This window comes from Pseudomonas sp. AO-1, from assembly GCF_019775695.1.
GTDB classification, from domain to species: Bacteria; Pseudomonadota; Gammaproteobacteria; order Pseudomonadales; family Pseudomonadaceae; genus Aquipseudomonas; species Aquipseudomonas parakoreensis.
On sequence record NZ_CP079947.1, the window covers coordinates 6,534,137 to 6,554,406 of the forward strand.

At 62.0% G+C, this 20,270-nt stretch carries 17 protein-coding genes; 2 read left to right on the plus strand and 15 right to left on the minus strand.

Going from position 1 to position 20,270, the window contains the following annotated elements; translation table 11 throughout:
- Nucleotides 1-12 precede the first annotated feature (12 nt).
- Genes KVQ82_RS29840 through KVQ82_RS29855 form a run of 4 tightly spaced genes read right to left on the minus strand, consistent with a single transcriptional unit; the run spans nt 13 to nt 4,714 of the window.
- The gene (locus tag KVQ82_RS29840; RefSeq protein WP_222017404.1) at nt 13-510 is read right to left on the minus strand and encodes a GNAT family N-acetyltransferase; all 498 of its coding nucleotides are present in this window, start codon (nt 508-510) and stop codon (nt 13-15) included.
- Nucleotides 511-521: 11 nt separating this feature from the next.
- The gene (locus tag KVQ82_RS29845; RefSeq protein ID WP_222017406.1) at nt 522-2,618 is read right to left on the minus strand and encodes a biotin/lipoyl-binding protein; all 2,097 of its coding nucleotides are present in this window, start codon (nt 2,616-2,618) and stop codon (nt 522-524) included.
- Nucleotides 2,619-3,938, minus strand: coding sequence for an efflux RND transporter periplasmic adaptor subunit (locus tag KVQ82_RS29850; protein ID WP_222017408.1), 1,320 nt, complete (start codon nt 3,936-3,938; stop codon nt 2,619-2,621). It abuts the gene before it with no gap.
- Nucleotides 3,935-4,714: an efflux RND transporter periplasmic adaptor subunit gene (locus tag KVQ82_RS29855; RefSeq protein WP_108181306.1), complete on the minus strand. Its 780-nt coding sequence runs from the start codon at nt 4,712-4,714 to the stop codon at nt 3,935-3,937. Before KVQ82_RS29855 ends, KVQ82_RS29850 begins: the two co-directional genes overlap by 4 nt.
- 169 nt (nt 4,715-4,883) lie before the next feature.
- Between KVQ82_RS29855 and KVQ82_RS29860 the strand changes: the two genes are divergently transcribed.
- Nucleotides 4,884-5,078 (plus strand): hypothetical protein, encoded by a 195-nt coding sequence (locus tag KVQ82_RS29860; RefSeq protein ID WP_222017410.1) that lies wholly within the window; start codon nt 4,884-4,886, stop codon nt 5,076-5,078.
- Nucleotides 5,071-5,376 (plus strand): XRE family transcriptional regulator, encoded by a 306-nt coding sequence (locus tag KVQ82_RS29865; protein ID WP_098966556.1) that lies wholly within the window; start codon nt 5,071-5,073, stop codon nt 5,374-5,376. Before KVQ82_RS29860 ends, KVQ82_RS29865 begins: the two co-directional genes overlap by 8 nt.
- A 95-nt stretch (nt 5,377-5,471) precedes the next feature.
- Here KVQ82_RS29865 and KVQ82_RS29870 read toward each other — a convergent pair whose 3' ends face one another.
- From KVQ82_RS29870 to KVQ82_RS29920, 11 genes are all read right to left on the minus strand, one after another.
- Nucleotides 5,472-7,046, minus strand: coding sequence for an efflux transporter outer membrane subunit (locus KVQ82_RS29870; protein WP_222017412.1), 1,575 nt, complete (start codon nt 7,044-7,046; stop codon nt 5,472-5,474).
- The gene (locus tag KVQ82_RS29875) at nt 7,043-8,113 is read right to left on the minus strand and encodes an HlyD family secretion protein (RefSeq protein WP_222017413.1); all 1,071 of its coding nucleotides are present in this window, start codon (nt 8,111-8,113) and stop codon (nt 7,043-7,045) included. Before KVQ82_RS29875 ends, KVQ82_RS29870 begins: the two co-directional genes overlap by 4 nt.
- Nucleotides 8,114-8,139: 26 nt before the next feature.
- Nucleotides 8,140-9,678, minus strand: a complete 1,539-nt coding sequence (locus tag KVQ82_RS29880; protein ID WP_222017416.1) for an MFS transporter — start codon at nt 9,676-9,678, stop codon at nt 8,140-8,142.
- A gap of 189 nt (nt 9,679-9,867) precedes the next feature.
- The gene (locus KVQ82_RS29885) at nt 9,868-10,785 is read right to left on the minus strand and encodes a LysR family transcriptional regulator (protein WP_041070933.1); all 918 of its coding nucleotides are present in this window, start codon (nt 10,783-10,785) and stop codon (nt 9,868-9,870) included.
- A 198-nt stretch (nt 10,786-10,983) separates the two neighbouring features.
- On the minus strand, nt 10,984-11,850 hold the full coding sequence (locus KVQ82_RS29890) for an ABC transporter permease (protein WP_108181302.1): 867 nt from the start codon (nt 11,848-11,850) through the stop codon (nt 10,984-10,986).
- 20 nt (nt 11,851-11,870) lie between these two features.
- Complete coding sequence (locus KVQ82_RS29895; protein ID WP_222017418.1) at nt 11,871-12,731, minus strand: ABC transporter ATP-binding protein; 861 nt, start codon at nt 12,729-12,731, stop codon at nt 11,871-11,873.
- A gap of 5 nt (nt 12,732-12,736) precedes the next feature.
- Nucleotides 12,737-13,762, minus strand: coding sequence for an ABC transporter substrate-binding protein (locus KVQ82_RS29900; protein WP_222017419.1), 1,026 nt, complete (start codon nt 13,760-13,762; stop codon nt 12,737-12,739).
- An 18-nt stretch (nt 13,763-13,780) separates the two neighbouring features.
- Entirely contained in the window at nt 13,781-14,677 is an 897-nt protein-coding gene (locus KVQ82_RS29905; RefSeq protein WP_139053661.1) for a TauD/TfdA family dioxygenase, read from the minus strand.
- A 370-nt stretch (nt 14,678-15,047) separates the two neighbouring features.
- The gene (locus KVQ82_RS29910) at nt 15,048-16,415 is read right to left on the minus strand and encodes an HlyD family type I secretion periplasmic adaptor subunit (protein WP_041070920.1); all 1,368 of its coding nucleotides are present in this window, start codon (nt 16,413-16,415) and stop codon (nt 15,048-15,050) included.
- Nucleotides 16,405-18,561 (minus strand): type I secretion system permease/ATPase, encoded by a 2,157-nt coding sequence (locus KVQ82_RS29915; RefSeq protein ID WP_095137824.1) that lies wholly within the window; start codon nt 18,559-18,561, stop codon nt 16,405-16,407. Before KVQ82_RS29915 ends, KVQ82_RS29910 begins: the two co-directional genes overlap by 11 nt.
- Nucleotides 18,562-18,603: 42 nt before the next feature.
- Nucleotides 18,604-19,956: a TolC family outer membrane protein gene (locus KVQ82_RS29920; RefSeq protein WP_041070916.1), complete on the minus strand. Its 1,353-nt coding sequence runs from the start codon at nt 19,954-19,956 to the stop codon at nt 18,604-18,606.
- Between the last annotated feature and the right edge of the window lie 314 nt (nt 19,957-20,270).

A 20,270-nucleotide genomic window follows, 5' to 3' on the forward strand; every position in this document is an offset into this window, starting at 1 on the left:
GTTTTGTGAGGTCTAGCCGTGGGGATACCAGACGAGCCGCTGCGCCGCAGGATTGCTTTCCTCCACAGTAAAGCCCAACGCCAGATAGTGTTGCCGCGCGTGAGGGTTGTTGGCCCAGACCACCGTTGCCACCGGGCAGCGGACCTGCTGCGCGGCCTTTTGCACGCCTTGCAACACCGCGCGGCCGTAACCCTTGCCCCGCGCCTGGGGGATGAAGGCGATGTACAACACGCGGATTTCATTGGGGCCGAAGTCGGTGCTCAGCGCCCCGATGGCCGTGCCGAGTTTTTCCACGACGTAGTGCATGGCGTTGGGATGGTTTTCACCCACGCCCTGTTCCTGCACCTGAAATTGCTGGGCGACCACTTGCTGCACCACTTCCTGCTCGCCGTCGATCCATTGCAGATCCGGGCGTGCCGACTGATAGAGGCGGTGCAAAAACGGCCCGTCGGTGGCCCGCGAAGGTCGCACCACCAATCCGTCTGCCGCCACATCTGCGTTGCTCGCCATGTTCACGCTCCCTAAAAACCGCTTTCCCTGACCCCCAGCGCCGCCAGCCGACGCCAGGCCACGCCGAGTACCGACTCGCCGCTGCCCTGCAGCACCACCACACCGCGCAACGGTTGAACCGGGGTGGGTGGCTGATCCAGCGTAGTCAATCGCGCGCCATATTGCGCCTGTACAGGCTCGGCTCGTTGCTGTTGATCGCGGCGCACGGCAATCGGCCCGTGATGATCGGAGGTCAGCGCCTCCTGATCGACATAGGCCACGCCATTGGTATCGATTTCATCCAGCTTTACGGCGAGCGCCGGATGCATCGGATCATCGGCGATGAAGCGCCCGGTTGCGCCCGGTTTGACCCGCCACAACTCGGCCTCGGCGATATAGCCGCGCAGGCGCGAACCGTCCTCGACCACCCGCGCCAGCGCATCCTTGCTCGACAGCCAGCGCCCCGGCGTCAGGTTTGGCAGCACATCACGCACAGTGCCGGCATGGGGCGCGCGCAGCAGCAGGCGTTCGCGCCGAGCGCTCAGACCACGGTATTGCGCCACGGCTTCGGCGAGGCGTTGCTCGATGATACTGGCGTCGGCCGCGGTTTCACTGCGACCGGCCTGTCGGCGCATCAGCAATTGCTGGATCTGGATTTCCCGACGGACGATGGCCTGCTGCGAATCGAGGTCCGGCGATTCCAGTTCGATCAGTACATCGCCCTGAGCGACTGTCTGGCCATCCGCGACCTTGACTGTTTTGACCCGCGCCGCCACGGGCGCATGCAATGCACTGGCCCGACCGCCCTCAAGCATCGTCGGCAGTTCCACCGCGCTGCGCCACGGCACGATCAGCACCAGCAGCAGACCAAGCACAGCGAGACTGCTCAGCAGCACACGCGCACCGTGGGCCTGTTCGCGGCGGCTCCACCACTGGCGCCACTCATTCATGATTGGCAGAAAGATGAACCACACCAGTTCCACCAGCATCAGGAAGATCCCCAACACTTTGAAAAACAGGTGATAGACCGCCAGCGCGATCCCGAAAAACAACGCCGCACGCCATAACCACGAGCCATACCCCCAGATCAGCAAACGCCGTTGCATCTTCGGCGACCAAGGCTCCGGCGCCGGAGTGCCATAGCCGAACAAACACTCACGCAGGCGCCAGCGACAGAAGGCAAAGGCCCGGCCCTGCAGGTTGTCGACCTCCCACAAGTCGCTGAGCAAAAAGTAGCCATCGAAACGCATGAACGGGTTGAGATTGACCACCAGCGTGGTGATCCAGGTCGCACTGGCGAGCATGAACGCCGCCGTTCGGGCCGGGCCGTCGGGCAATAGCGACCAGACCAGCAACGCGATGCACGCCAGCAACAACTCCGCCAGCACCCCGCCGGCGCCGATCAGTAGCCGCGCACGCCGGTCGTTGACCCGCCAGGCATCGCTGACATCGGTGTAAAACATCGGCAGCAAGACCATGAACGCCACGCCCATGCTCTGCACCCGACAGCCGGCGCGCTTGGCCATGAATGCGTGGCCAAACTCGTGACAGAGCTTGGCGAAGAACAGCGCCACACCAAACGAGAGCGCCCCACCGAGGCTGAACAGGTGCGGAAAGGTGCCGACAAAGCGCTGCCAGTCCCGCGAAACCAGAAACACCCCGAGCGCCAGCGTTACCGGCAGACCGACGCGCAACAGTCGTGGTCCGAAGCGCTCCAGCCACGGCCACGCGCGATTGAGAAAAGCGTCCGGGCGCCACAATGGAATGCGAAAAAACAGATATTGGTGAAGCAGGATTTTCCACAGGCTCTGCCGTTGCGCGAGGGCCTTGAGCGAGTAACTGGCACGCTGCTGATCGTCGAGGGCGCTGATCAGGTCATGCCCGCGCAGAAATGTCAGCAGTTGCTCCAACTCGACACCGTCCAGCGGCAGGCCCGGTTCGCGGTTGGCGGCGCGCAGCACTTGCTCGGGATCGCCCAGCGACCAGTGGCGCAACAGACGCATCGCCGCCGCGCCGAGTTTGAAATACCGACCGCGCACCGGATCGGCCAGGGTCCAGCGCGGTGAACCGTCCAGTGCCGGCGCCGCGGGCGACAGTTGCAGGTCGGCACGCAGGCTCGGCAGATTCATTTACAGGCCCACGCTCTGGCGCAGACCGGCGAGCGGGCGACGCAGCAGGTACAAGGCCAGCGGCGCGCGGTCGCCGAATATCTTGGCCGTACCGCGCAGGCCGATGCGCGGCGGTGCCTCGGTAAAATTCGCATCCAGTCGATACGCCAGTTGGCCGCCAGCGGTGGGCTGCGCTTCATAGGCCGAACGCTCAAGTCTGGCGGTGTGGCGTTGCAGCGGATCGCTGTCGAGGAACAACGCAATATCGGCGCCCGGTTCCAGCGCAATCGCGTCGCCCACCGCCAGTTCGATGCGCAGTTCGGCCTGATTCGGGTCGGCGATTTCCATCAAGCGCTCGCCGGTCTGCACCGGTCTGCCGGTCAGGCGCTCGGCATCGGCGAACACTGCAATGCCGTCACGCTCCGCGTGCACTTCGCTACGCGCCAGCAACTCGCGGGCGTAATCGCGCTCAGCGCGTTTTTGCTCGGCGCGGGCGGCGAGCAAATCGACCCTGGCACTGGATTCGGCATCGGCAAACGAACGTTGCGAGTTGGATTTCAGCTCTGCTTCCGCCACGCCCAAGGCACGCTCGGCCACATCAGCCTGGGCCTTGAGGGTGGTGCTTTCAAACCGCAGCAGCAGGTCGCCGGTTTTCACCGGTTGATTGGGCTTGACCAGAAACTCGGCGATCACCCCGTCCAGCGGCGCCGCCACCACGCGCCCGCCCTGCGGCACCACCTCGGCCGGGGCCAGCACTGACTGGCGCACCGGGATCAACAACCCGAGCAACAGCACCGCCACCAGCGCCACCTGACGCTTGCGGGTCCAGCGCAGCCGCCACGGTTTGCGCGGTTGCAGCGCCAGCCAGGCGTGACTGAAGGTGTCGCCCAGTTGTGACAACAGCACTTGTTCGGAAGGGTTCCACGGCACGTCGCGGGCCAGCCACAAACCGCCGAACACCTCGCCCTCGCGGTCGATCAGTGGCAGCCAGAACACCTGAGCGGCAGACAGACTGCGCCAGTCAGCCTGAATCGCTTCGCCCACCCGCTCAGGCGTGATGACCCGCGCAATCTTCAATCCATCCTGCTTGAACAACTGCGCCACCGCCTGCTCGACGAATGCCACAAACGGTGCATTCGGCTCGACCGTACTGACGCCAGTCACCGCCTGTACCTTGCCAGCGATCAGTAATGCCGCATGGCGATACCCGAACAGCGCCTGGCCGTCGTTGACCAGGCTATAGGCCAGTTGCGAGGCATCGCGAGCAGCGCGTGTCTGTCGTTCGAGATCCAGAAACCGCGCAAACACCTGTTCGGCGCCGCCGGCCACCGGGGCGTTCATTTAAGCTCCGCAAAATGCGCCGTGCCGCTCATGCCGGCGAGCAAGCCCTTGGCTTCGGGAAGTGTGGCGACCAGCAACAGGGTCTGACTGCCTTCGTCAATCCGCGCACCGAGTCGTTTGACCGTGGCGTCGATGGGCTGACCGGTCTCATCGGGAACGAAACTGAAGGTCTGGCCTGGCTTGAGTCTGGCCATCCAGCGTGAGGGCACCAGCAGGTGAATTTCCAGGGTACGGTTGTCGACCACATCGAGCAGTGGCGCGCCGGCCGGCACACTTTCGTAGCGTTGCACCTTGCGCTCGACCACTTGCCCGTCGAACGGTGCAACCACGCTGCAGCGTTTGACCTGAACCTGATAAACCTGAGATTGCGCCTGGGTCTCGCTGACCTTGGCCTCGGCCCGCGCCACTTCGAAACGCCCGACGGAATTGAGCGCCGCCAGTTGCCGATTGTGCGCCAGTTCCTCACCGGCACCGCGGCTGGCGGCCTGGGCGGCATTGAGCTGCGCCTGATACGCCGAGCAATCGAACTTCGCCAGCACATCGCCCTTCTTGAACGACTCGCCCTCGCTGAACGGCAACTCGACAATCCGCCCGGACAACTCACTGGCCAGCGTCGCCTGATCCCGAGCGCGCAACACACCCCGCGCCTCACTGCTCGCCGTGGCTGTCGCAGGCGCTGCGTTATCCAGCAGCGGATCGTCTGGCCCGGGCGTTTGCGCCTGAACTGCACACGTAACAAAGGTCAATCCGATAACCCAACCGCGCAAACGCTGCATAACCGCTACTCCCTGACGGATGAGCGGAGTCTACGACAGCGGGGAATAGCGTCAAGCGAAAGGCCATCACTGTGCCGTTACGCTTGCTGTAATCCGACCGAAGCGCTATGGTCAACCCATCGAAAATATGACTTTGATGGAATATTCCATAACACTCATATTAGTGCCCATGAATTGGGATATCGAATACACCGACGAGTTCGGCAACTGGTGGGAAGAACTGACTGAGAGCGAGCAGAGTTCTGTGGCGGCAAGCGTCAAACTGCTTGGGCAATTCGGCCCAGGCCTGCGTTTTCCGCATAGCAGTGCAATCAATGATGAGCATCTCGAAACATTGCGCAAAGAGGGTTGCAACAATGGCTAAGAAATTCGCCGACCTCGAAGCACGCATGACACCCGAAGCACGGGCGCTTGCCGATTCGATCTACGAACAACACATCAAGGAAATGCCGCTTAACGAACTGCGACAAGCCAAGGCCTTGAGCCAGGCCACGCTGGCTGAAATGCTGCACGTCAACCAAGCGGCCATCTCGAAAATGGAGCGCCGTACCGATATGTACATCAGCACGCTGCGCAACTATATCCGGGCAATGGGGGGCGAACTTGAAATCATCGCGACCTTTCCCGACGGGCAAATCAAAATCGAAAATTTCGCAGGCTGAACAGCCATAACCCGCTTCAACCTGTGAATCTTCCACTGTGCAATAGCCGTATAGTGGCCAATCGAATTCGCCAATTTGCTCCCTCAGGCGCAATCTCAGCGCTGCGCCATCTCCCCCACCGGATACACCGACTCCCATCCCCCACCCAACGCCTTGTATAACCCGACCATCGCCAACGACACACCCGTCGAACTCTCCACCCACTGCTCCTGAGTGGCCAGCAACGCGCCTTGCACGGTGAGGACGTTGACGAAATCGACCACGCCTTCGACGTATTGCTGTTGCGCGGTGCGCAGGGCGATCTGGTTCTGGCGCACGGCTTCGGCGAGGCTGTCGCGGCGGCGCTGGCTGGCGTTGTAGGCGGTCAACTGGTCGTCGATTTCATGCCAGGCGCGCAGCACGGTCTGCTGATAGGCGATGGCCGCTTCCTGTTGCTGGGCTTCGCGCAGTTGCAGCATGCCGCGCAGCCGTCCGCCGTCGAACAGCGGCAGGCTGAATTGCGGGCCGATACCGAAAGCTCGCGAGCCCCAGGAACCGAAATCACTGAGCTGCATTGCCTGCGAGCCAAAGTTGCCGGACAGGGTGATGCGCGGATAGAAGTCGCCTTTGGCCACGCCGATGTTGGCAGTGGCGGCGTGCAGGCGCGCCTCGGCCTGGCGGATGTCCGGTCGGCGTTCGGCCAGCTGTGACGGCAGGCCGATGGCGACTTGCAGCGGTGACTGCGGCACCGCGGCATCTGTGGATAACTCCTTGGCCAGCGCTTGGGGCGCATCGCCCATCAACAGGCTGATCGCGTTGATCAGTTGCGACTGACGCTGCTCAAGGGCCGGCAGGCGCGATTCGATGGCCGCGACCTGGGCGGCGGCTTCGGCGACGTCCAGATCGGTCGCCACACCGTCGTTCAGGCGCAGTTGCGACAGCTTGAGGCTGTGCCGGGCGACATCGAGGTTCTGCTCTGTGACCGCGCGGGTATTCTGCACGCCGCGCAGCTGAATGTAGTTCTGTGCAGTGTCGGCGAGGACCGCGAGCAGCACGCCGCGACGGTCGTTTTCGGCGACTTCGAGGTTGGCATCGGCAGCCTCGGTCTCGCGGCGCACGCGGCCCCAGACATCCAGTTCCCAAGAGGCGGAGAAACCGGCGTCCCACAGGTTGAAGGCGGAATCGCCGTTGTGTCCGGACGGGTCATTCAGGCCTTCGCCGCTGTTGCGTTTGCGCGCGTAGCTGCCGGTAGCGGCGGTGGCCGGGTAGCGATCCGCGGTGATCACCTGGCGCGCGGCACGGCTTTGTTGCAAGCGGCTGCCGGCCAGCTGCAGATCGAGGTTGCTGTTCATCGCCCGCTGGGTCAGGGCTGAGAGTTGCGGGTCGTGGAAAACCTCCCACCAGCGTTCGTTCAGCGGTTCGCTGACCGCCTGACTGGGGGCGGACTTGGCGGGTTTGGCCCAGTCGGTGATCTGGCGGGCTTCAGGCTTGTGGAAGTCCGGGCCGACGGTGCAGGCGCTGAGGCCAAGGGTAAGCAAGGCACTTAAGGTGAGTTGCTGCCACGGACCTCTTCGCTGGCAAGCCAGCTCCCACAGAGAACTCTGTTTGGAGTGAGAATCCCGGCCAGTCTGCACACCCTCTGTGGGAGCTGGCTTGCCAGCGATGTCGACAGCCGATTCAACAAAAATCATCGCTGAGTCACCCCGCGCTCCGCCGACGCCGAACGGCGAGTGTCGATACTCGCCTCCACCGACATGCCCACCCGCAAACGCTCGGCCAATGGCTGACCCGACTCAAGCACGATCTTCACCGGAATCCGCTGCACGACTTTGGTGAAGTTGCCCGTGGCGTTGTCCGGTTTCACCGCGGCGAATGTCACGCCAGTGGCCGGGGCGATGCTTTCGACGCGACCGTTCAAGGCCTCACCGCCGAGGCTGTCGACGTGCACCTGCACTTGCTGGCCCGGTTGCACGTCGGTGAGCTGAGTTTCCTGGAAGTTGGCAACCACATACGCCTGCTGCAACGGCACCACCGCCAGCAGCTTGCTGCCCGGCGTGACATAGGCGCCGACGCGCACCGCACGCTCGCCGACCATGCCGTCCTGCGGCGCAGTGATGCGCGTATACGACAGCTCGAAACTGGCAATTTCCAGTGCCGCTTGCGCATGCTTCAGATTGCCTTCGGCGGCATCGCGCTGCGCCGTGAGAATCTCTACCTGCTTGCGCTCGGCCGCCAGTTTCGCGCTGGCCGTATCAAGCCGTGCGCTCGCCTGATCGATGCGCGTACGCGCCTGTTGCGCGTTCTGCACCGTGCCGGCACCTACACCGGCGAGGTGGTTGTAGCGATTGAGCTCTTGCTGGGCGAAGGCCATTTCTGCCTTGGCCGAGACCACCGAAGCCTGCGCCTGAGCGATCACCGAGGTCTGCCGCTCCAGCGTGGCCCTGGCGTTTTGCAACTGGGCGCGGGCGACCAGAGTCTGTGCATCGGCGGCTTCAGCGGCGGCGCGTAAATCACGATCATCGATCAACGCCAGCAATTGCCCGGCCTTGACCTGCTGGTTGTCTTCCACCAGCACTTCCTTGATGAACCCGGCCACGCGCGGCACCACTAACGTGTAGTCGGCGGAAACGAACGCGTCGTTGGTGTTTTGCTGAGTACGCTTGCCGAACAGTCCCGGCACCGCCAGGTACAGCAACACGCCGACCGCCAGTGCGGCGGCCACGGCCACCGCGAGTTTTTGCTTTGCTTGAGTCGTCATAAAAACCTTCGGTATCTGTGAAGCAATCAGGTCGGCGCGCGCGGCGGAAAAATCCGCGTCGGCAGCCAGAAAATCAGCAGGATCAGCGCCACCGCGACGCCGGCCATGCACACATAGAGATCAGAGGACGTCAGCACCACGGCCTGTTCGTGCAGGCGATGGGCAAGGCCCGGATCGCTGCGATCGGCCAACGGTGAATTACCGAGGTTGTCGATCAACATGGTCGAGTGAAAATGCAGGCGCGCGGTGGTCAGCGCCTCGATGACGCCGGTGGCGATCACCGCCGCGAGGCCTTTCACCGTGTTGAACCACGCCGAAGCGAACGGGCCGTCCTGCGGCTGGATGCTGCCGGTGGAGAGCATCAACAGCGGCAGCACCGACATCGGCTGACCGAAAATCTGCAACCATTGCAGGACGTAGAAATTGTCGCGGATCCACTCTGAAGTCAGCAGCGAGCCGCCCAGACAGGACAGCGTGAGCATGCTCAAACCGATGCCCAGCACCCAGCGACAATCGACCCAGCGCAGGTTGCACAAAGCCGCCACCAGCGGCAGCGCGATCAGCTGCGGCAACGCCGCGATCAGCATGATCGGCGCGGTCTGCACCGGGCGATAACCCTGCACCTGCGCGAGATAGCTCGACGGAATCAGCACCACCGCCTGCAATACCACCAGCACCCCGGCCAGGGTCATCAGTGCGAACGCCAGGTTGCGAATACCGAGCATCTGCAGCTTGAAAAACGGAATCGGCTGCGACCATTCATGGATCAGAAACGCCAGCAGCAACAGCGCGCCGGCGCCGAGCAATGCGCAGATCAGGTTCGACTCGAACCAGTCCAGCCGATTGCCTTGCAGCAAGCCGATCACCAGCATGCAGATCGCCGGAAAACCCAGCAGCAGGCCTTTCCAGTTGAACGTCTTGAGGCGTTCCAGGCGCAGCGGATCCTGCGGAATGCCCCAGGCAACCATCGCCATGGCAATCAGACACGGCACGATGATTTGCCAGAACGTCCATTGCCAGCCGACGTATTCGCTCCACAACCCGGCCAGCGGCGTGCCAAGACCCGGGCCGAACGTCGCCGTCAGCGCATAGCCGGCCAGGCCATAAAGTTTGAAATTGGCCGGCAGAAAGCGCAGGGCGACGGTCATCAGCATCGGCGGCAACGCGCCGCCGGCCAGCCCTTGCAAGGTGCGCATCAGCAACAGGCTTTCGTAGTTCGGGGCGAACGGGCACAGCACGCCGAGCAGCGTGAACAGGCTGATCGCGCAGAGGGTGAAGCGGCGCAGGGAAAACGTCACCGAGCACCACGGCGCAAACGCCATCGCCGCCACCGAAGTCGCGGCGTAGCAGGACACCAGCCAGGTGCCTTCGTCGTAACCGATGTTCAGCGCACCACGGATGTCGGCCAACGCGACTTTGGTCACCATCTCGTTGAGGCCCGAGACCAGCACCGCCAGCAGCACGCCGACCAGGCCGGTGATGATCCGCGCGCCAAACACCGGTGGCGTGGCCGCCGTCGCCGGACTGGCCGCAGCGACGGGCGCCGGGACGGTCAGGGATGTCATGAATACACACTCCGGAGGGAAAAATACCGGAGCATTTTAGTAAGGCTTAGTGCTGACGAAAATTGACTTATCGGCAGGTTATAAGTGCGTCAGACACAATAGTTTAAAGTAAAAGATCGCAGCCTTCGGCAGCTCCTACGGACTGCGCTTCCCTGTAGGAGCTGCCGAAGGCTGCGATCTTTTGGCCCTTCAGGGCTGCGCGGCCAGCCAGGTTTCGTCGCAACACGCCTTGAGCGTTTCGCGCAGCCAGCGGTGTGCCGGGTCCTTGTCGAAGCGCGGGTGCCAGGCCTGGGTCAGCATCAGCGTCGGCAACGGGATCGGCAGATTGAACGAGCGCAGCTTCAGGCCCAGTCGGCGCACGCTGAGCAACGCTTCCTTGGGCACCGGCAGGATCAGGTCGGAATCGGGCAAGGCAAACATCGCCGCGTGGAAGCTTGGTGCAATCACCGCCACCCGCCGCTCCAGGCCCAAGGCGTTCAACGCAGTGTCGATGGGGCCGCGAGCAATGCCACGACGCGACATGCTGATATGCGAATAACCGGCATAGCGCTCGGCGGTGATTTCGCCGTCGAGCAGTGGATGATCCTCACGCACCAGACCGACAAAATGCGTGGAGAACAGGTTCTGCACTTTGACTTCCGGGGTCACCGGACGGGTGTTGCTGACACTCAGATCAATCCGTCCTTCACGCAGCGCTTCGTCGTCGCCATCGCCTTCGGGGACGAAGCGCAATTCGCAGTGCGGCGCCTGCTGGTCGAGGGTGTCGAACAGCTTGCCGCCATATACGCCGATGAAAAAGTCGTTGGCGCGGATGCTGAAACGCCGCCGCAAGGTACCCAAATCCACGCTGTCGGCGGAGCGAAACAGCAGCGCCGCCTGCTCGACCACATCGCGCACCTGCTCGCGCAATTCGAGGGCTTTGGGGGTGGGTACCAGGCCACGACCGGCGCGCACCAGGATCGGATCGCCAATGGCTTCGCGAATACGCGTCAGGGTGCGGCTCATGGCGGCAGGGCTGAGGTTCATCCGCCGCGCGGCGCCAACCACACTGCCCTCGTCGAGCAGGGCGTCGAGGGCGACCAGGAGATTCATGTCCGGGAGTTGCATGCAGAGCACTCGTGGCTGATCTGGATTGATCCGGGTGCAATGCTAGCAAACATCCCTCAAGTCTGGTGGTGGTTGCAAGGACGCCATCGCTGGCAAGCCAGCTCCCACAAGGATTGTGAGCTTCCACAAAGTCTATGGCCGGCGAAACTCCTGTGGGAGCTGGCTTGCCAGCGATAGGGCCAGCTCAGTCAATACACATCAGCGCTGCATGCCCCAGCGTTTTACAGTGACCCGCTCCAGCGTGTCGAACACCAGATTCTCCACCAGCAACCCGATCAGGATCACCACCGCCAATCCGGCAAACACCTTGTCGGTGTACAGCTCATTGCGGTTCTGGAAGATGTACCAGCCTAACCCGCCCTTGCCGCTGGTGGCGCCGAACACCAGCTCGGCGGCGATCAGCGTGCGCCAGGCAAACGCCCAGCCGATTTTCAACCCGGCGAGGATCGACGGCAGCGCTGCCGGGATCAGGATAAACAGCACAAAACGCATGCCCTTCAGCCCGTAGTTACGCCCGGCCATGCGCAGGGTTTCCGAGACGCCGAGAAAGCCTGCGTAGGTGTTCAACGCCAGCGCCCACAGCACCGAATGCACCAACACGAAAATCAGGCTGTTCTGCCCCAGACCGAACCAGAGCAACGCCAGCGGCAGCAAGGCAATCGCCGGCAGCGGGTTAAACATCGAGGTCAGGGTGCTCAGCAGGTCGCGACCGAACTGGGTCGACACCGCCAGCGTGGTCAGGGCGAATGCCAGGACGATGCCGATCAGGTAACCCTTGATCAGCACCACCAGCGATATCCACACCTTGCCCAGCAGCTCGCCGCTGAGCAGGCCGTCGTACAGCGCATGGCCGGTCTGCAGAAAGCTCGGCAGCAACAGGTCGTTGTTCTGCACCCGGGCGATCACTTCCCAGAGGATCGCCAGCAGAATCAGGATCACACTCTTACGCAACCAGCCCTGTTGCCACAGGCGTTGCGCCAACGGCAATTCGCGCTCAAGCGGCACGCTGGTCAATGGTTCAAGGACGGTTTCAAACTCTTGTCGTACAGACGATGGTTGGCTCATCGGGCAATCCTCCAGAACGCTCAATAAGCGATACGAATGTCGTTGAAGTCATGGTCACGCTCGGTCTCCGGCGACTGGCCTTCATTGAACAGCAAGCGGTGAATGCGCCGTGCCGATTCCTGAAATGCCACGCCGCCGAGGCTTTGCAGATCGTATTGATGGCTGTGCACTTCAGCGCGTACCCGCCCCGGATGTGGCGACAGCAGCAAGATGCGATTGCCGACCACCAGCGCCTCTTCAATCGAGTGGGTGACGAACAGCAAGGTGAAGCGCACCTCTTCCCAGAGCAGCAGCAATTCTTCCTGCATCTTGCGCCGGGTCAGCGCATCCAGCGCGGCGAATGGCTCGTCCATCAGAAGGATTTTCGGCTGCATCGCCAGCGCCCGGGCAATCGCCACCCGCGCCTTCATGCCGCCGGACAAGGTGTGAGGATAGGCGTCGGCAAACGCCGCCAGTCCGACTTTTTCCAGATAGTGCAGCGCGCGTTGTTCAGCGTCTTTTTTGTTCAGGGTTCGTGAGGCCAGCAGCGGAAACATCACGTTCTGTTTCACGGTTTTCCACGGTGGCAGTTGATCGAACTCCTGGAACACTACGATCCGGTCCGGACCGGGTCCCTCGACCCGCTGACCTTGCAGGCGAATCTCGCCTTCGCTCGGTGCGATGAACCCAGCAGCGGCCTTGAGCAAAGTCGACTTGCCGCAGCCGGACGGGCCGAGCAGTACAAAGCGGTCCGCCGGATCGATTTCGAAGCTGACCTGATGGGTGGCCTGCACCACCCGTTGCGGAGTGCGGTATTCGAGGCTGACGTTATCCACCGCCAGCAGCGCTTGCGTGCTGGCGACCGGGTTGCTGGCCGCGTGGCCTTGCAAAGGGGCGTTCATCTCGATCAGCTCCCTTGCAGCGGTTTGGCGTCCTGGAAGAAGTAGTCCTTCCACGACTCCGGTTTGTTCTTGATCGCGCCGACGCGGTAGAGGAATTCGGCCAGCGGATAGGTATTTTTCGGCGTGACGCTGAATTCGAATTGCGGGTTGTCGATGATTTTCAGCAGCTCGGCGCGGTCGATCTTGGCCTTGGTCACGCGGATGTAGGTGTCCGCCGCCGCGCCCTTATCGTTCTGCGCAAATTGCGCGGCTTCGCTCAGCGCCTCGACGAAAGCTTTGTAGGTTTTCGGGTTGTCGTTGCGGAATTTCTCGGTGGCAAACAGCACCGTCGGCGAGTTCGGGCCGAGGATGTCGTAGGAGTTGAGCACCACGTGCACGCTGGGATTCTGCAGCGCCTGATCCTGGAACGGCGGGTTGGAGAAATGCCCGGTCAGCTCGGTGCCGCCGGCAATCAGCGCAGCGGTCGCATCCGGGTGCGGCACGGCGATGGTGTACTTGTCGAGGCGATTGAATTCCTTGTCTCCCCATTGTTTGGCCGCGGCGAATTGCAGGAAGCGCGACTGCACCGACACGCCCACCGCCGGCACCGCAATGCGGTCCTTCTCGGTGAAGTCGGCAATGGTTTTGACCTTGGGATTGTTGCTGACCAGGTAGTACGGGAAGTTGCCGAGCGAGGCGACGGCCTTGACGTTCTGCTTGCCGTGGGTGCGATCCCAGATGGTCAGCAGCGGGCCGACGCCGGCGCCGGCAATGTCGATAGAACCCGACAACAGCGCATCGTTGACCGCCGCGCCGCCCGAAAGCTGCGTCCAGTCGACCTTGATGTCGAGGCCTTGCTGCTTGCCGTACTTCTCGATCAGGCCCTGATCGCGCACCACGTTGAGCAATAAATAGACAATCCCGAACTGTTCGGCGATGCGGATTTCACCTTCGGCGTGGGCCACGGTTGGCGCCACCAGGCTACCGGCAAGCAGGCTGAAACCCAGGCCGATGGCCGCCGCCAGCGGTGCAAATGGAAGACGTTTGGACATGATCGAATCTCCGGCAAATCAGAAAGGCGCGTCGCCCTGGATGGTCGTGCGATACAGCTTGCGGCGCAGGTGCGCGGGGCAGCCGGCGGCAAGGTGGATCAGCGAACGGTTGTCCCAGAACACCATGTCGTGGGGCTGCCACTGATGGCGGTAGATGTTTTGCGGCAGCACGCTGTGGGCGTAGAGCTCGGCCAGCAGTTGTTTGCTCTCGTCTTCCGGCAGGCCGACGATGCGGGTGGTGAAGCCCTCGCTGACGAACAACGCCTTGCGGCCGTTTTCCGGGTGAGTGCGAACGATCGGGTGCACCACTTCGGCGACCTGCGCCAGTTGCTCCGGGGTCAGGGTCGGGCGCCAGTTGCCCTCGAATTTGGTTTCGCTGTAGCGCGCGGTGTAGGAATGCGCGGCAGAGCGGCCTTCCACGGCTTTGCGCAGCGCCTCGGGCAGGCTGTCCCAGGCTTTGTGCATGTCGGCGAATAACGTGTCGCCGCCCTCGGACGGCAACTCTTGGGCATGTAGCATCGAACCGAGGCTCGGCAGCTCTTTATAGGAAAGGTCGGAGTGCCAGAACTTGCCGGCGTCGCCCAGACCGATGTTCTGGCCGTTCTCGACGATGTTGGAAACGATGAGGATTTCCGGGTGATTGGCCAGCAGGAACTGCTTGAGCACGTGGATCTGCAGCACGCCGAAGCGGCGGCTGAAATCGATCTGCTGTTGCGGGGTGATGCGCTGGTCGCGGAACACCACGACATGGTGATCCAGATGCGCGCGATGAATGCGCGCGAAGTCCTGATCGTTGACCGGCCGGGTCAGGTCCAGGCCGATGATCTCGGCACCGACGGCACCGCTGAACGGACGGATTTCAAAGCTTTGCGGCGCGGCAGTCGCGGCGCTTGGGGTGGCAGTAGCTGCGGACATCTTTCAATCTCCCACGCACGGCGCGCTCACAGGCGCGCACGTCGATCAGACACTCACGCTGGATTGCGTGTCGGTTCAGGTCGTGCGGCGCGCCGATTGGTCGGCAGGTACGCAGGTGGGTGACTTTAAAGCTATAAGAATTGGAAATTAAATACCGTTAATGAATAACGATATGGCGGTTGGTGAGGAATGGACGGGATGGTGAGTGACGATTTGCGTCACTTCTAGGCGTAATGGGGCAACTTCACTGGCGCCTTCGCTGGCAAGCCAGCTGCCACAGTTTCCGATGTCGAGCACACAATCGTGTTCCAGCCGAAAACTCTGTGGGAGCTGGCTTGCCAGCGATGAGGCGGTAATGACCACTAGAGAATTAACGCTCGTGCAACGCCTCGGCCCGCGCCCGGATGATCGGCTTGAGCAGATAGCTCAGCACCGACTTCTTGCCGGTGATGATATCCACCGACGCGACCATCCCCGGAATGATCAGCAGCGGCTTGTCATCGGTGCCCAAGTGGCTGCGCTCGGTGCGCACCTTGATCATGTAGTAGGTGGTTTTCTTGTCTTCGTCGGTGATGGTGTCGGCACCGATCTGCTCCAGTTTGGCTTTCAGCCCGCCATAAATGGTGTAGTCGTACGCGGTGAATTTGACGATCGCTTCCTGCCCCGGATGCAGGAAGGCAATGTCCTGCGGGCGGATCTTGGCTTCGACCAGCAAGGTGTCGTCCAGCGGCACGATTTCCACCATGTCGCTGCCCGGCTGGATCACGCCGCCAATGGTGTTGACCAGCAACTTGTTGACGATGCCGCGCACCGGCGAGGTGACCAGCGTCCGGCTGACCCGGTCTTCCAGCGCTTTGCCGGTGGCCTGGGCCTTGTTCAGGTCGGTGCGGGCTTCGTTGAGCTGAGTCAGCGCTTCGCTGCGGAATTTGCCGCGCGTCTCGTCGATCTTGCGTTGTACTTCCTTGATCGCCGATTCGGCGCGCGGGATGGCCAGCGTGGTGGCGTCGAGCTGACCACGGGTTTCGACTTCGGCACGCTTGAGGCGCAGCACTTCCACCGGCGATACGGCACCCTGTGCCACCAGTGGTTCGGACATGTTGATTTCCTGGCGCTGCAGGCCCAGTTGCTGACGATATTGCGCTTGCTTGGAACTGAATTCGCGCAGTTCTTGCTGACGCTGAATCAGTTGTTCCTGCAGGCCACCGATTTCGTCATGCAATTGCTGACGACGGCTGATGTACAACGACTCTTCGCTTTTCGCCTGACCCGGCACGGCTTTGAGCACGTCCTCCGGGAAGTTCAGCGGACGGTCATCGACCTCGGCGCTCAGGCGTTCGACACGCAACAGCATCGACAGGCGATCAGCTTCGGTTTCACCGACGTTGGACGCAAATCGCGTATCGTCCAGGCGAATCAGCGGTGCGCCGGCCTCGACGATCTGGCCTTCCTTGACGAACATTTCCGAAACGATCCCGCCCTCCAGGTTCTGGATTTTCTGGATCTTCGACGACGGAATCGCCTTGCCGTCGCCCTTGGTCACTTCGTCGATCACGGCGAAGTTGGCCCACAGCAGCAGGAACAGGAAGAAGCCGATGATTGCCCAGATGGTCAGGCGCACGACGCGCGGGGCGTCCTCGATCAGCGCCTTGTTGACCTCCGGCAGCGGCTGGCCCTGCAGCGAGGCAGAACCCTTGAAGTAGCGACGGATCGACTCTTTGACACCCGACTTAAGCAACACTGATCTGCCCCTTCTTCAACGCTTCCATCACGGCGGCTTTCGGGCCATCGGCGAGAATCTGTCCACGGTCGACCACCAGCAGGCGGTCGACCAGCGACAGCAGCGAGGCCCGGTGCGTCACCAGTACCACGGTCTTGTTTTCAACGACGGCAGCCAGGCGTTGCTTGAGGCGTTCTTCGCCGGTGTTGTCCATGGCGCTGGTCGGTTCGTCGAGCAGCAGGATCGGCGGGTTGAGCAGCAACGCCCGCGCCAGCGCAACGTTCTGCCGCTGGCCGCCGGACAGGTTCTGCCCGCGCTCGCCGACTTGCAGTTCATAGCCTTGCGGGTGCAGACGGGCGAATTCGTGCACGCCCGCGAGTTCTGCGGCTTGCAGTACCAGCTCGTCTTCGACATAACGCGCTCCGGAGACCAGATTGTCGCGCAGGGTACCGGCCAGCAGCTGGATATCCTGCGGCACGTAGCCGATGTTGTAGCGCAGTTCGCTGACGTCGATCTGGCGGATGTCGACGCCATCTACCAGCAGAGCGCCGTCATCCGGTTGGTACAGGCCGACCAGCAGTTTCGCCAGCGAACTCTTGCCCGAACCGCTGCGGCCGATGATGCCGATCTTCTCGCCGGGACGGATCACCAGGTTGATGTTCTTCAGCGCCGGGTTCTGTTGTTCCGGGTAGGTGAAGTTCAGCTGACGGCACTCGATCGCGCCCTGCAATACCTTGCGGCTCAGCGGACGCTCTTCGAAATTGCGCTCCTGCGGCAGCTCCATCATCTGATCGACCGAGGTCATGGTCACCCGCGCCTGCTGGTAGCGGGTCAACAGACCGGACAACGAGGCCAGCGGGCTGAGCGCGCGGCCGCTGAGCATGTAGCAGGCAATCAGACCGCCCATGCTCAGGTTGCCGGCGATGATCTGGTACACGCCGAAGACGATCATGATCACCCCGGCCAGTTGCTGGATCAGCAGAGTGATGTTCATCGCCAGACCGGAGAGCATTTTCACCCGCAGCTCGAGGCGGCTGAGGGTGCCGATGGTCTGCTCCCACTGGTATTGGCGTTCGCTTTCGGCGTTGTTGACCTTGACCGCGTCGAGGCCGGCGAGGGTTTCGATCAGGCTCGACTGCCGCTCGGCGCCGAGGGCCATGGTGCGCTCCATGGTCGCGACCAGCGGTTTCTGCAGCGCGTAACCGATCAACAAGGCAATCGGGAACGCCAGCACCGGAATCCACACCAGATGCCCGCCGAGAATGGCGATGACGATGAAAATCAGAATGGTGAACGGCAGGTCGATCAGGCTGGTCAGGGTCAGCGAGGCGAGAAAGTCACGCAGGCTCTGAAACTCATGGATGTTCTGCGCGAAACTGCCGACCCGCGCCGGGCGGTACTTCATGGCCATGCCGACGATGCGTTCGAACAGCGTCGCGGAGATGATCAGGTCGGTTTTCTTGCCGGCCAGATCCAGGCACAGACTGCGCAGGCTCTTGAGAATCAGATCGAAAATGTAGGCACCGGTGATGCCCAGCGCCAGCACCCACAGAGTCGCCTCGGCCTGGTTCGGCACCACACGGTCGTAGACGTTCATCACGAACAGCGGCGCGGCCATGGCGATGATGTTGATCAGGAAACTGGCGGCGATCGCATCGGCATACAGCCAGCGTGAACGCTTGAGGGTGTCGCGGAACCACGAGCGCGCACGCGGGATCAGCGTGCCGTGGTTGACGTCGAATTTGTGCTGCGGCTGGGCGAAGAACACTTTGCCGGTGTAGTCGTCGGCCAGCAGTTCGCGGCTGACCACCGATTCGCCGCCGTCGCTTTCGCTGAGCAGCACCCGGGCTTCGTTGTCACCTTGCCAGCCGAGCAGGACGGCGCTGCGGCCATCCTTGAGCAGCAACAGCGCCGGCATGGCAATCGCCGGAATCTCTTCCAGCTTGCGTTGCAGCACCCGACCCTGCAGCCCGGCGCGAGCCGCTGCGCGGGGCAGCAACTCGATACTCAGGCGCTGCTTGGGCAGCGGCAGACCGGTGGTGAGCATCGCCGCACTGGCGGGTTTCTGGTGCAGCATGCACAGAGCGAGCAGACCATCCAGCAACGGATCGTCGTGCATCGCGCGCGGATCATGAATGAGTTGAACTCGACTGACTTCTGATTCCACGCTCGGCACTCTTGGCTAACAATTGAACAATGAAGGTTCTGCTCAATTCATACCCGGCAGTTGGACCTTCGGCTTCACATCGTTCTGCACGACGGATGCCAACGGTGCGACCACTCCCTGGCTCTTGAGCAACTCGCCCATGGTCGCCTTGATTCGATACTGAGTAAATAACTGAATGTTCTTGATCTCGGCCAAACGGCGCGAAGCGGTGAACAACTCGTTTTCGCTGTCGAGCAAATCGAGCAGGGTGCGCTCGCCGAGGCTGAATTGACGCTGGTAAGCGGTACGCACGGCGGTGCTGTGATCAACGTACTGCTGAGCGATCGGCACCTGCGCATTGGCGTTGTTCAGGGCGTTCCAGGCCAGGCCCAGTTCTTCGTTCAACTGACGCAGGGCGTTGTTGCGGATGTCCAGCGCCTGGTTCGACAGGTACGACTTGGATTCCAGATCGGCCTTGTTGCTGCCACCGGAGTACAGGTTGAAGCGCATGCGCAGCATGGCCTGCCACTCGTTGTTATGGCCGTTCTGACCGTCGAGATCGTTGTCGGCGGTGCGACCCAGCTCGGCGTCGAAACGTGGGTAGAAGGTCGACTTGGCGGTTTCGTACTGCTTCTCGGCAGCAGCGATATCGGACTCGGCCGAGCGCAGGATCGGGCTGTTTTCCAGCATCTGCTGCCGCGCTTCATTGAGGTTGGCCGGCATCATCGCCATGAACGGCGCCGGACGCTCCAACTGGTCAGGCATCTGGCCGACGGCACTGAGGAAGTTGGTCTCGGAGTCAGCGAGGTTGGTTTGCTCGGTGATCAGGTTATTACGCGCCTGTGCCATCCGCGCTTCGGCCTGATCGAGGTCGGCACCACTGCCGACGCCGCGCTGGGTGCGCAGCTGAATCTGGTCGTAGATGCGCTGATGGCTCTTGAGGTTTTCTTCGGCCAGACGCACGAATTCGCGGCGGGTCAACACGTCCAGGTACACCTGGGCGACGGTCAGCGCGGTGCGCTCGGAAGTCCCCAGCAGGGAGTAGGCGCGGGAGTTGACGGTGGCTTGTTGACGCCCGACTTCGCTCGACGTCGCAAAACCGTCAAAGACCATTTGCGAGAGACGTAAACTTGACTCACTGCGGTTCAGCGTCTCCCAGTGGTTGCCGCCACCGTTGGCGCGCGTGGTCACGCTGTCGGTGCCCTCACGGCCATAACCACCCAGCAGGTCGACCTTGGGCAGGTATCCACCTTTCGCAGCCTTTAACTGATAATCCGCGGCCAGACGACTGTTGACCCCTGCCTGGATTTCCGGATGGACATCCAGCGCCTGTTGCATGGCTTCCGGTAAGGATTGTGCATGGGCGAAAGAGGCGGCCAGAGCGAAGGGTAGAGCCTTGAACAAGTGCAAACGCATGGTAAAGATTTCCCAGGACTTCTTGTCTTGAATCACAGCAAAACGTGCTGCTGCGTCGGATGATTGGCAACCGGAATGACCGTATGTCGGAAAGTTCAAAATAGGAACTGGATCACACGCTGAGGGACAGGTCGCCGCGGAAATATCAATGTGACATTAGTGGGGCGATTGTTTAGGATGGCACCCAGAAGGTCAATAGTTTGGCATAAAGTTAATAGCGAAAGAATCTAGCCAAAATATTGACGAAAAGAAGCGTCAATCTTGATTCGCAAATTTTAAAAGTACGTCCAGACTGAATCGGCGCCGAAGCCATC

Bases quoted from the DNA above. Each gene is read 5' to 3' on its own strand.
- KVQ82_RS29840 (WP_222017404.1), bottom strand. From the start codon at position 510: ATGGCGAGCAACGCAGATGTGGCGGCAGACGGATTGGTGGTGCGACCT.
- KVQ82_RS29855 (WP_108181306.1), bottom strand. From the start codon at position 4,714: ATGCAGCGTTTGCGCGGTTGGGTTATCGGATTGACCTTTGTTACGTGT.
- KVQ82_RS29880 (WP_222017416.1), bottom strand. From the start codon at position 9,678: ATGACATCCCTGACCGTCCCGGCGCCCGTCGCTGCGGCCAGTCCGGCG.
- KVQ82_RS29885 (WP_041070933.1), bottom strand. From the start codon at position 10,785: ATGCAACTCCCGGACATGAATCTCCTGGTCGCCCTCGACGCCCTGCTC.
- KVQ82_RS29850 (WP_222017408.1), bottom strand. From the start codon at position 3,938: ATGAACGCCCCGGTGGCCGGCGGCGCCGAACAGGTGTTTGCGCGGTTT.
- KVQ82_RS29905 (WP_139053661.1), bottom strand. From the start codon at position 14,677: ATGTCCGCAGCTACTGCCACCCCAAGCGCCGCGACTGCCGCGCCGCAA.
- KVQ82_RS29920 (WP_041070916.1), bottom strand. From the start codon at position 19,956: ATGCGTTTGCACTTGTTCAAGGCTCTACCCTTCGCTCTGGCCGCCTCT.
- KVQ82_RS29865 (WP_098966556.1), top strand. From the start codon at position 5,071: ATGGCTAAGAAATTCGCCGACCTCGAAGCACGCATGACACCCGAAGCA.
- KVQ82_RS29845 (WP_222017406.1), bottom strand. From the start codon at position 2,618: ATGAATCTGCCGAGCCTGCGTGCCGACCTGCAACTGTCGCCCGCGGCG.
- KVQ82_RS29860 (WP_222017410.1), top strand. From the start codon at position 4,884: ATGAATTGGGATATCGAATACACCGACGAGTTCGGCAACTGGTGGGAA.
- KVQ82_RS29895 (WP_222017418.1), bottom strand. From the start codon at position 12,731: ATGAACGCCCCTTTGCAAGGCCACGCGGCCAGCAACCCGGTCGCCAGC.
- KVQ82_RS29875 (WP_222017413.1), bottom strand. From the start codon at position 8,113: ATGACGACTCAAGCAAAGCAAAAACTCGCGGTGGCCGTGGCCGCCGCA.
- KVQ82_RS29890 (WP_108181302.1), bottom strand. From the start codon at position 11,850: ATGAGCCAACCATCGTCTGTACGACAAGAGTTTGAAACCGTCCTTGAA.
- KVQ82_RS29900 (WP_222017419.1), bottom strand. From the start codon at position 13,762: ATGTCCAAACGTCTTCCATTTGCACCGCTGGCGGCGGCCATCGGCCTG.
- KVQ82_RS29870 (WP_222017412.1), bottom strand. From the start codon at position 7,046: ATGATTTTTGTTGAATCGGCTGTCGACATCGCTGGCAAGCCAGCTCCC.